The 11,960-nt window shown below is 63.2% G+C and carries 6 protein-coding genes; all 6 read left to right on the top strand.

All coding sequences use genetic code 11. The features are described from left to right. The first annotated feature begins 159 nt into the window (after positions 1–159). The 6 genes from recC (at position 160) to FPT15_RS21360 (ending at position 11,806) form a co-directional block, all read left to right on the top strand. Positions 160–3,609 carry an exodeoxyribonuclease V subunit gamma gene (recC, locus tag FPT15_RS21385; RefSeq protein WP_145164399.1) on the top strand — a complete coding sequence of 1,150 codons (3,450 nt, stop codon included), beginning with the start codon at positions 160–162 and terminating at the stop codon, positions 3,607–3,609. After that, positions 3,606–7,280 carry an exodeoxyribonuclease V subunit beta gene (gene recB, locus FPT15_RS21380; RefSeq protein WP_145164397.1) on the top strand — a complete coding sequence of 1,225 codons (3,675 nt, stop codon included), beginning with the start codon at positions 3,606–3,608 and terminating at the stop codon, positions 7,278–7,280. The genes recC and recB overlap by 4 nt, the downstream gene beginning before the upstream one ends. Continuing rightward, positions 7,277–9,340, top strand: a complete 2,064-nt coding sequence (gene recD, locus FPT15_RS21375; protein WP_145164395.1) for an exodeoxyribonuclease V subunit alpha — start codon at positions 7,277–7,279, stop codon at positions 9,338–9,340. Before recB ends, recD begins: the two co-directional genes overlap by 4 nt. Before the next feature lie 144 nt (positions 9,341–9,484). Beyond that, a complete protein-coding gene (locus FPT15_RS21370) occupies positions 9,485–10,051 on the top strand; it encodes a YfiR family protein (protein WP_106578168.1) in 567 nt (188 codons plus the stop codon). Beyond that, positions 10,048–11,310, top strand: a complete 1,263-nt coding sequence (locus FPT15_RS21365) for a diguanylate cyclase domain-containing protein (RefSeq protein WP_145164393.1) — start codon at positions 10,048–10,050, stop codon at positions 11,308–11,310. Before FPT15_RS21370 ends, FPT15_RS21365 begins: the two co-directional genes overlap by 4 nt. A 4-nt stretch (positions 11,311–11,314) precedes the next feature. Further along, positions 11,315–11,806, top strand: coding sequence for an OmpA family protein (locus FPT15_RS21360; protein WP_145164391.1), 492 nt, complete (start codon positions 11,315–11,317; stop codon positions 11,804–11,806). Positions 11,807–11,960 lie beyond the last annotated feature (154 nt).

The raw sequence follows: 11,960 nt of genomic DNA, 5'->3' as shown, positions 1-11,960 counted from the left end.
TCCAGAGCCCCTGTTTGCTAACGCAAACAGGGGCTTTGTTTTGGGCGGTCGAAAACATTCCAGTCACCCCCGTTCAGTCGGCCTGCCTCACTTGCAGCCTGCGGCCGCCTTCAATGCTAAAGTCGCTGCCTCGATTTTGCTTTTCCCAAGGAAGCCGTTATGCCGGATGCGACGTCCCTCAGCGCTGGATTCATGGTGGTTCACGGCAACCGCCTGGACGAGTTGCGCAGCCTGGTAGTCAGCTGGATGCGCCGCTATCCGCTCGCGCCCTTGGAAAACGAAATCGCCCTGGTACAAAGCAACGGCATCGCCCAATGGCTCAAGTTAGCCCTGGCCGAAGACCCGGAAGACGACGACATGGGTGGCTGCGGCATCGCTGCGGCAATCGACGTGCAACTGCCCGGCAGCTTCATGTGGCAGCTCTATCGCATGGTCCTGGGCCGTGACGAAATCCCGCCCAAGTCCCTACTCGATAAAGCGCCTCTGACGTGGCGCCTGATGCGCCTGCTCCCTGAACTCATCGATCAACCGCACTTTGAGCCGCTGCAGCGCTTCCTTACTCACGACACCGACCTGCGCAAACGCTATCAACTGGCTGAACGCCTGGCCGACCTGTTCGACCAATACCAGGTCTACCGTGCCGACTGGCTGGAAGACTGGGCTGCTGGCCGCCACCAATTGCGCAACGGGCGAGGCGAATCCAAGCCCCTTAATCCCGCAAACTGCTGGCAGGCCGAATTGTGGCGTGCATTGCTGGTCGATGTCGGTGAAGAAGGCATGGCCGAAAGCCGCGCCGGTGTGCACCAGCGCTTTATTGAACGCATCAATACCCTTGAACAGGCGCCCGCAGGCTTACCATCCCGAGTGATCGTTTTCGGCATTTCCTCACTGCCTGCGCAAGCCCTTGAGGCGCTCGCCGGCTTAGCGCGGTTCAGCCAAGTCCTGCTCTGCGTGCACAACCCTTGCCGTCATCACTGGTCCGACATCGTTGCCGACAAGGACCTGCTGCGTAATGAATACAAACGCCAGGCACGCAAAGCCGGCATGCCGGTCACCATCGATCCACAAACCCTGCACCAGCACGCACACCCGCTGCTGGCCGCTTGGGGCAAACAGGGCCGTGACTACATCAGCCTGCTGGACAGTTACGACGACCCCAACAGCTACCGCGCCGCCTTCCGTGATGGTCGCATCGACCTGTTCAGCGACAGCGAACCTACCACGCTGCTCAACCAATTGCAGGACGACATCCTTGAACTGCGCCCACTCAACGAAACGCGCGAGCGATGGCCGGCCGTCGATCTAGATAACGACAGCTCCATCCGCTTCCACATCGCCCACAGCGCACAACGCGAAGTGGAAATTCTCCACGATCAATTGCTCCAACGTTTCAGTGCCGACCCGACGCTGCGCCCGCGCGATATTATCGTCATGGTCCCTGACGTTGACAGCTACGCGCCGCACATTCGCGCCGTGTTTGGCCAACTTGAGCGAAGCGACCCACGCTTCATTCCGTTTACCCTTACCGACCAAGGCCAACGTGGCCGCGACCCTCTGCTGATCGCCGTCGAACACCTGCTCAAACTCCCGGACAGCCGCTTCCCCGTCAGCGAAATCCTCGACCTGCTCGACGTTCCCGCCTTGCGTGAACGTTTTGCCATCAAGGAGCGCGACCTGCCGACGCTGCACCGCTGGATCGAAGGGGCCGGCATCCGTTGGGGCCTCAACGCCGAGCAACGCGCCGGACTCGGCCTGCCGCATGAGCTGGAACAAAACAGCTGGCGATTCGGCTTGCGCCGCATGCTGTTGGGTTACGCCGTCGGCACCGGCGTCGCCTGCGACGGCATCGAACCCTACGATGAAATCGGCGGCCTCGACGCGGCCCTGATCGGCCCGTTGGTCTCCTTGCTCGATGCGCTAAACGACGCCCATCAGGCCTTGTCCCAACCGGCAGCGCCCCATGAGTGGGGCGAACGCCTGCAACGTCTGATGCAACTGTTCTTCCTGCCCAGCAGCGAACACGACGACTACCTCTTAGGCCAACTCGAACAACTGAGAGAAGAATGGCTGGAAACCTGTGAGTCCGTCGGCCTGCAGGACGAGTTACCCCTCACCGTAGTCCGCGAGGCCTGGTTGGCCGGCCTGGACCAGGGCCGCCTGTCCCAGCGCTTCCTTGCCGGAGCTGTCAATTTTTGCACCCTGATGCCCATGCGCGCCATCCCGTTCAAACTCGTCTGCCTGCTCGGCATGAACGACGGCGACTACCCGCGCGCGCAACCGCCGTTGGACTTCGACCTGATGGGCAGCGACTACCGCCCCGGCGACCGTTCACGCCGCGAGGACGATCGCTACCTGCTGCTCGAAGCCCTGCTGTCCGCCCGCGACCAGCTCTACATCAGTTGGGTCGGCCGCAGCATCCGCGACAACAGCGACCGGCCAGCCTCGGTACTGATCGGCCAACTGCGTGACCATATCGCCAGCGGCTGGCATAACGCACACCAGCAAGAACTGCTGGAAGCAATGACCCAGGAACACCCGCTCCAACCCTTCAGTGCGCGCTATTTCCATGAAGGCGACGCGCTCTTCAGCTACGCCCGCGAGTGGCAGTTGCTTCACGAGGCCGCCGACGTTCCAGTTAAAGAACACGAACTGGCAGAGCACCAACAAGAAGAACCCCTGAGCCTCGGCCAGTTGCAGGATTTCCTGCGCAACCCGGTCAAACATTTCTTCAGTCAACGTCTGAAAGTGTTCTTCGAAGCCGCCGAAGTACCCCTCGCCGATGAAGAACCCTTCGTGCTCGACGCGCTGCAACGCTACAGCCTCAGCGACAGCCTGCTGAACGCCGCACTGACCCAGCCCGATCACGTGGATCAAGCACTCAACGCCCAGGCCCTGCGTCTGCAAGGCAGCGGCCTGCTGCCCATGGTGGGTTTCGGCGAGTGCCTGCGTAACGAACTGATCGAGCCGTTGCCCGATTTGCTGCAACGCTACCAACACTTATTGGCACTGTGGCCCACGCCACAAACCACCGCCGAGCCGATCAGTTTTGAGCATCAAGGCATCCAGTTGGAAGGCTGGATCAGCGGCCTGCACCGACGCAGTGATGGCGGCTTGCTCAGCGTGACCACCATCCCCAACAGCATCGGTTCGATCAAGACGCGTAAATGGCACCGTCTGATTCGCCCATGGGTCAATCACGTGGTGGCGTGCGCCTGCGGCCTGCCACTCAGCACCGGTTTGGTGGCGAGTGACGACACCTTGTTACTCGCCCCGCTGGATCAATCCAATGCCCGGGAAATCCTTGGCAACCTGCTGTTGGCCTGGCACATCGGCATGCGCAAACCGCTCCCGGTAGCCGTCAAAACCGCCTTCGCCTGGCTCGGCCAAACCGATCCCGCCAAAGCCCTGGCCGCCGCAAGCAAAGCCTATGAAGGCGACGGCCTGACCACCGACGGTGAGCGCCGCGAAACCCCTGCACTTACCCGCCAATTCCCCGACTTCGTCGCGCTCATCGCCAGCGAAGCGTTCGAAGGCTGGGCCGAAACCCTGTATCGCCCATTGCTCAACGCACCCTGGCGATCACTCAGCAGTGAGGAGGCCAGCGCATGATGGGTCAACCTTTAGCCCTGGCCTTCCCGCTAAAAGGCAGCCAGCTGATCGAAGCCAGTGCCGGCACCGGCAAGACCTTCACCATTTCCGCGCTGTACCTGCGCCTGGTGCTTGGCCACGGCGGTGACGAAGCCGGCTTTGGCCGCGAGTTACTGCCGCCGCAAATTCTGGTGGTGACCTTCACCGATGCCGCCACCAAAGAGCTGCGCGAACGCATCCGCATTCGCCTGGCTGAAGCCGCACGGTTCTTCCGCGCCGAAATCGAGCAGCCGGATGCATTGATCGCCGACCTGCGCGACCAATACCTTCCCGAACAATGGCCCGCCTGCGCCAATCGCCTGGACATCGCCGCGCAATGGATGGATGAGGCCGCCGTCTCGACCATCCACAGTTGGTGCCAGCGCATGCTGCGCGAACACGCGTTCGACAGTGGCAGCCTGTTCACCCAAACCCTGGAAACCGACCACAGCGACCTGCTCGGCGAAGTGCTGCGTGACTACTGGCGGCTGTTTTGCTACCCGATGCACGACGACGCACTTAACTGGGTGCGCAAAAACTGGAGCGGCCCCGCCGCCCTGATGCCCCGCGTGCGTGCGCTGTTCGGCAGTGAACGGCCCACTGGCGAAAGCCGTGAGCCCGCCGAGCTGATCAACGCTTGCCTGCAAGAGCGCCGCGAAGCCTTGGTAAGTCTCAAGGCGCCGTGGCAACAATGGGCCGCCGAACTGCGTGATATCTGCCTGCAAGCCGTGGCCGCGAAAGCCGTCGACGGCCGCAAGATGCAAGCGCGGTACTTCGAACCCTGGTTCGAAAAGATCAGCGCCTGGGCGGCTGACGAAACCCTCGAACAACTCGACATCGGCACCGGCTTCACGCGCCTGACGCCCGACGGCATGGCCGAAGCCTGGAAGGGCGAGCCGCCGAGTCACCCCGGCATCGACGCCATGGCCACTCTCAAAGCCAGCCTCGACGCGTTGCCAACACCCGACGCCGCCGCGTTGCAACACGCCGCCGGCTGGGTGGGTAAACGCTTCGAAGAAGAAAAACGCCGTCGCGCCGAAATGGGTTTCGACGACATGCTGATCCGCCTCAACGCCGCCCTGCAGGCCGACGGGGGCGAGCGTCTTGCCAGTGTGATCCGCGAGCAATTCCCGGTCGCCTTGATCGACGAATTCCAGGACACCGACCCGGTGCAATACAGCATCTTCGACAGCATCTACCGCATCGAAGAAAACCACCTCGACAGCGGCCTGTTCCTGATCGGCGACCCCAAGCAGGCGATCTATGCCTTTCGTGGCGCCGACATCTACACCTACCTGCGCGCCCGTCAGTCCACCACCGGCCGCCACCACACCTTGGGCACCAACTTCCGCTCCAGCCACGCAATGGTCGAGGCGGTGAACCACGTGTTCCAGCGCGCCGAAAGCGGCCGGGGGGCTTTCCTGTTCCGCGAGCCGAACGGCGACAACCCGGTGCCGTTCCACTCGGTGCTGTCCCAGGGCCGCAAGGAGCAACTGCAAGTCGATGGCCACACGTTGCCGGCAATGAACCTTTGGCACCTGCCCACCGATCAGCCGATTTCCAACGCGGTGTATCGCCAGCAACTGGCGGCTGCCTGCGCCACGCAAATCGTCGCGTTGCTCAATGGCGGGCAGCAAGGTACCGCCGGTTTCCTACAGGCGGACTCCAGCTTCAACGGCGTACTTCCGTCAGACATCGCCATCCTGGTACGTGACGGCAAGGAGGCCCAAGCCGTGCGCGCCGAATTGGCCGCTCGGGGCGTGCGCAGCGTGTACCTCTCTGACAAAGACTCGGTCTTCGCCGCCCAGGAAGCCCACGACCTGCTCGCCTGGCTCAAGGCCTGCGCAGAGCCCGACGTCGAGCGCCCGCTGCGTGCCGCGCTGGCCTGCGTCACCTTGAACCTGTCATTGGCGGAACTGGAGCGTCTGAATCAGGACGAACTGGCGTGGGAAACCCGCGTGATGCAGTTTCGTGGCTACCGCGCGATCTGGCGCACCCAAGGCGTGCTGCCGATGCTGCGGCGCCTGCTGCATGACTTCAAACTGCCGCAAACCCTGATCGCGCGCAGTGACGGCGAACGCGTGCTGACCAACCTGCTGCACCTTAGCGAACTGTTGCAGCAGGCCGCGTCAGAGCTGGACGGCGAGCAAGCGCTGATCCGTCATCTGGCTGAACACCTCGCGCTGTCGGGGCAGGCCGGTGAAGAGCAGATTTTGCGCCTGGAAAGCGATGAGCAATTGGTCAAGGTAGTGACCATCCATAAATCCAAAGGCCTGGAATACGACCTGGTCTTCCTGCCGTTCATCTGCTCGGCCAAACCGGTGGACGGCAGCCGTTTGCCGCTGCATTACCACGACGAACAGGGCAAATCCCAAGTCAGTCTGCGGCCCACCGCTGAGTTGATTGCTCAGGCCGATGATGAGCGCCTCGCCGAAGACCTGCGTTTGTTCTACGTCGCGCTCACACGGGCCAAACATGCGTGCTGGCTGGGCATCGCCGACCTCAAGCGCGGCAATAACAGCAGCTCGGTCCTGCACCTGTCGGCGCTGGGCTATCTGCTCGGCGCCGGTGCGTCGCTGGGCGAATCTGCCGGCCTGGCGCGCTGGCTGCTGGATTTGCAGCAAGGCTGCGCCGCGATCCACTACGCCCATGTCCCGGACGCGCAAGACACGCTGTTCCACCCGCCGCGCAACGCAGCCACGTTGCTCGCGCCGTTGCTGCCCAAGCGCAAGGCCGCCGAAAACTGGTGGATCGCCTCTTACAGCGCATTGCGCATCGGCGACAGCATGAGCGCCGCGCCCCTCGAAGCTCCGGAAAGCCCACAAGCCCAGAAGCTGTTTGACGACGAGCGTCTCGACCCCGACGCACCGCGCGAAGTGGCGGCGTCCGGTGGCGACATACACCGTTTCCCACGCGGACCAAACCCTGGCACCTTCCTTCATGGCTTGTTGGAATGGGCGGGCGAGGAGGGTTTCAACGTCACCCCCGAGGCCATCGAAAAGGCCGTGGGCGCGCGCTGTAACCGGCGCAATTGGGAAGGCTGGATCGTCACCCTCAGCGCTTGGCTGGGCCACCTGCTGCAAACGCCGCTGCCGGTGGATAACGATCAGGTCACCCTGAGCAGCCTGCAGCAGTATCAGATCGAGATGGAGTTCTGGTTCGCCAGCCACAAAGTCGACGTGCTGGCCCTCGACAAACTGGTGTGCCAGTACACCCACAACGGCGTGTCCCGCGTCGCCGCCGAACCGGTGCTGCTCAACGGCATGTTCAAAGGCTTTATCGACCTGACCTTCGAACACGACGGCCGCTACTACGTGGCCGACTACAAATCCAATTGGCTCGGCCCTGACGATTCGGCCTACACCTTAGAGGCTATGGAACAGTCCATCCTCGAGCATCGGTACGACCTGCAATACGTGCTCTACCTGCTGGCCCTGCACCGCCAGCTGAAGGCGCGCCTGCCCGAGTATGACTACGACCGCCACGTCGGCGGTGCGCTTTACGTGTTCCTGCGCGGCACTGAGTCGGTGAGCAAAGGCGCGTATTTCACCCGGCCGCCCCGTGAACTGATCGAAGGCTTGGACGCGTTGTTCCAGGGCAAACCCATACCGCCCAAGGTTGAGCCCGCCTGGGAACAAGGAGTGCTGCTATGAGCCTGTCGCCGTTACCGCTTGAGGCGCTGATGCCGCTCAACCGCGCCGCCGACCTGCTGCAACTGCTCGAACGCTGGGTTGACCGGGGCTGGCTGCGCGCGTTGGACAAGGCCTTTGTCGGCTTCCTGCACGAACTTGATCCGCAGGCCGACCCTCTGGTGTTGCTGGCCGCGGCGTTAACCAGCCACCAGTTGGGCCATGGCCATGTGTGCCTCGACCTGTTCGAAACCCTCAAGGCGCCGGATTTTGCCCTGTCGCTGCCGCCCGAAGGCGACCTGCAAACCGGCGCAATGCTGCTGCCGTCGCAGTTGCTCGACGGCCTCGACGGTGCCCACTGGTGTCACGCGCTGGCGACCAGCCAATTGGTCGCCCTGGCGGTTGATGGCAGCGAAGCCGCGCAGAGCCGCCCGTTGGTCTTGTCCGGCAAACGCCTTTACCTGCGCCGCTACTGGACCTACGAACGGCGCATCGACACAGCCTTGCGCCTGCGCCTGGCCACCCAGGAAAGCGTCGCCGCCGATTTGCCGCAACGCCTCAACAGCCTCTTCAACCAACCGCCGCCCGACGGCGTGATCGACTGGCAAAAGCTCGCCTGTGCCCTGGCCACGCGCGGTGCCTTCAGTATCGTCACCGGCGGCCCCGGCACCGGCAAGACCACCACCGTGGTGCGCCTGCTCGCGCTGTTGCAGGCGCCGGCCGTGGAAGCCGGCAGCCCGTTGCGCATCCGCCTGGCGGCGCCCACCGGCAAAGCTGCCGCACGCCTCACCGAATCCATCAGCCAGCAAGTGCAGTCGTTGACCGTGCCCGACAGCGTGCGGGAAAAAATTCCGACAGAGGTCACCACCGTTCACCGCTTGCTGGGCAGTCGCCCGGGCACGCGGCACTTCCGCCATCACTTGGGCAACCCGTTGCCGCTGGACGTGCTGGTGGTGGACGAAGCCTCAATGATCGACCTGGAAATGATGGCCAACTTGCTGGACGCCTTGCCGCCCCACGCGCGCTTGGTATTGCTGGGCGACAAGGACCAACTCGCCTCGGTCGAGGCCGGCGCCGTACTGGGCGATTTATGCCGCGACGCCGAAGCCGGCTGGTACAGCCCCGACACGCGCCAATGGCTGCAGGCGGTCAGTGGCGAAGACCTCAGCGCCAGCGGTCTTCACGAAGACCTCGACGGCAGCCATCCGCTGGCCCAGCAAGTGGTGATGCTGCGCTATTCGCGACGTTTTGGTGAAGGCAGCGGCATCGGCCAATTGGCACGCTGGGTCAACCAGCAAAACGCCGAAGAGGCGCGCCAACTGCTCGCCGCGCGCAGCCACGATGACCTGTTCTGCCTCAGCCTCAAGGGCGAGCATGACCACGCCCTCGAGCGGTTGATATTGGACGGGCAGGGCGGCGACGCCCAAGGCTATCGTTATTACCTCAACTTGCTGCAAAGCGCGCGCCCGGCCCTCGACACCCCGCGCGAAGACCTCGCCTGGACGCACTGGGCGCAGCAACTGTTGCAAGCCTTCGACGCCTTCCAGTTGCTCTGCGCTGTGCGCAAAGGCCCGTGGGGCGTAGAAGGGCTGAACCTGCGCATCACCGCGGCCTTGCGCAAAGTGCGGCTGATCGAGGGGGACGAGCAATGGTACGAAGGCCGCCCGGTGCTGATGACCCGAAACGATTACGGCCTGGGCCTGATGAACGGCGACATCGGCATCGCGCTCAAACTGCCCGAAAGCGATGGCGGCCCCCACGTGCTGCGCGTGGCTTTCCCACGTAACGATGGCCAAGGCGGTGTGCGTTTTGTACTGCCCAGCCGTCTGAACGATGTGGAAACCGTGTACGCCATGACCGTGCACAAGTCCCAGGGCTCAGAATTTACCCACACCGCGCTGATCCTGCCGGATGCGCTGAACCCGGTGCTGACCAAAGAACTGATCTACACCGGTATCACCCGCGCCAAGCGCTGGTTCAGCCTGATCGAACCGCGTGGCGGCGTGTTTGAAGAAGCCGTGCGGCGCAAGGTCAAGCGTTTGAGTGGGTTGATGCTGGAATTGGACGTACCGGCTGGGAAATGACTGAATGGTCATGAAATATTTCTGATTCAGTCGTCTGAATTTTCTGAAAAAATAGCGGACTTCGCGAAGGCCCGGCTTCGCGGGGTCTTCCGCCGCTGTGCTATCGTTGCGGCATCACCCTGAAAAACTGAAGAGAATCGCTGCATGAACGTGGCTGTCTCGCCCACAGAGCGCAGTTTGAGCTGGAGACGCATGTTACTGGTGGCACTTCTGTGCGTGCTCGCCCCGCGAGCATTTGCCCAGGCCCCCGGTCCGGCGGACCAGCGCGCCCAGGCGGTGACGCAAGTGGTGCTCGGCATCCTCAGCTATGCACGCTGGCCGGTGGAGCCTGCGCAACTGCGCTTGTGCATCGTCGGCCCCACCCAATACACCGACGACCTGGTCAAAGGCACCACCCAGGCGACCGGCCGTCCGGTGGTGGTGCAGCGTTTGCTCGCCGATCATCCTGATATCGTCAGTGCCTGCGACGCCGTGTACATCGGCAAACTCAGCGCCGATGAACGCTCGCGGTTGTTTACCTCACTGATCGGCCACCCGGTGCTGAGCATCAGCGAAGGCGGCGACCAATGCACCGTGGGCAGCCTGTTCTGCCTGCGCGTGGGCGATGAGCAAGTGTCATTTGAGGTCAACCTGGACTCCGTCGCCCGCAGCGGCGTGCGCATTCACCCCAGCGTGTTGCAGTTGTCCCGCCGTCGAGCGCCTGCGTCATGAGAACCCCGAAAGCGCGGCCGACCTTGCGCTCCGTCATCGGCCGTGGGCATTTGATCCTGGCGTTGGTGGCCGTGACCCTGGCCAGTGTGTCCTTGACCCTGCTCGGCGTGCTGGCGCTGCGCGTGTATGCCGAGCACAACCTGCACCTGATCGCGCGCTCGATCAATTACACCGTGGAAGCGGCGGTGGTGTTCAACGACAGCGCCGCCGCCACTGAAGCACTCAGCCTGATTGCCTCCACCGAAGAAGTGGCCCAGGCCGAAGTCTTCGATGCCAGCGGCAAGCTGCTGGCGCAATGGGAGCGGCCGGAAACCGGCATGCTGTCCGAGGTCGAACTGGCGCTGGCGCATGCCTTGCTCGAACAGCCCATCAGCCAGCCGATCCTGCACCAGGGGCAAACCGTGGGCAGCATTCACGTGGTCGGCCACGGCGGTAGCCTGCTGCGCTTTCTGCTCAGCGGCCTGGCCGGCATCGTGATTTGCACCGCCCTCAGCGCCTGGGTGGCGTTGTACTTGGCGCGGCGCCTGCTGCAAGGCATCACCAAACCGTTGCAAAGCCTGGCCGCGGTGGCCCACGCCGCCCGCAGCGAGCGAGACTTTGACCGACGCGTGCCACCGGCGCAGATCGCCGAACTCGACAACCTGGGCAGCGACTTCAACGCCCTGCTCGGCGAGATGGAAGCCTGGCAAAGCCACCTGCAAAGTGAAAACGAAACCCTCGCTCACCAGGCCAGCCACGACAGCCTGACCGGCTTGCCCAACCGCGCGTATTTCGAGGGCCGGCTGATCCGCGCGCTGCGCAGCGCCGCCAAGGTCAATGAACGGGTCGCCGTGTTGTTTCTCGACAGCGACCGTTTCAAAGACATCAATGACAACTTCGGCCACGCCGCCGGCGATGCGGTGCTGGTGGCCGTCGCCGAGCGGGTGCGCGCGCAGTTGCGTGAAGATGACCTGGTGGCGCGCCTGGGCGGTGATGAGTTCGCGGTGCTGCTGGCGCCATTGCATAAAGCGGAGGATGCTCAGCGTATCGCCGACAAGATCATTGCCAGCATGGACACGCCGATCCCGGTGCCCGGCAACACCGAGGTGTTGACCTCCCTCAGTATCGGCATTGCCATCTACCCTGATCATGGCGCCACTCCCGGCACCTTGCTCAATGCCGCCGATGCGGCGATGTACCAGGCCAAACGCTTGTCCCAGGGCGGCCAGCAAACGGCGGATTCGGAGCCCACCGCCGCAAACGTTACCGACAGGAGTTGATCCCTTGTTCTCGACCGCGCGTTTCATGTTTATCACGTTACTGGTGGCATTCCTTGCCCTTGGCGGCTGCCAGACGGCCCCACCCAAAGGCCTGACGCCGGCGCAAATCGCAGTCCTCAAACAGCAGGGTTTTGAACTGACTGACGAAGGATGGGCGTTTGGCCTCTCGGGCAAAGTGCTGTTTGGCAGCGACGTTGAAAGCCTCAACAAAGCCAGCACCGACATCGTCGAACGCATCGGCAAAGCCCTGGTCGGCGCCGGCATCGACCGCGTACGCGTCGACGGCCACACCGACGCCTCTGGCAAAGAAACCTACAACCAGCAACTGTCCCTGCGCCGCGCCAAAAGCGTGGGCAACGTGCTGACCGGTGTGGGCATGAAGGAAGAAAACATCCAGCTGCGCGGTTTGGGCAGCAGCGAGCCGGTGGCGCCGAACACCACGGTAGCGGGGCGCACCGAAAACCGGCGCGTGTCGATTGTGGTGATCGCGGACTGAGTGGGTTCATCTCTCTTAATCTGAAATGCCATCAAACTGTGGGAGCGGGCTTGCTCGCGAATGCGGTGTATCAGCCGCAAATAATCTGGCGACCCTTCGCCATCGCAGGCAAGCCAGCTCCCACACTGATTTGTGCCTGACGCAAAATTTCCCA

The sequence above is a fragment of the Pseudomonas sp. RGB genome (assembly GCF_007713445.1).
GTDB lineage: Bacteria > Pseudomonadota > Gammaproteobacteria > Pseudomonadales > Pseudomonadaceae > Aquipseudomonas.
This window is presented reverse-complemented; position numbering and strand designations above follow the sequence as displayed.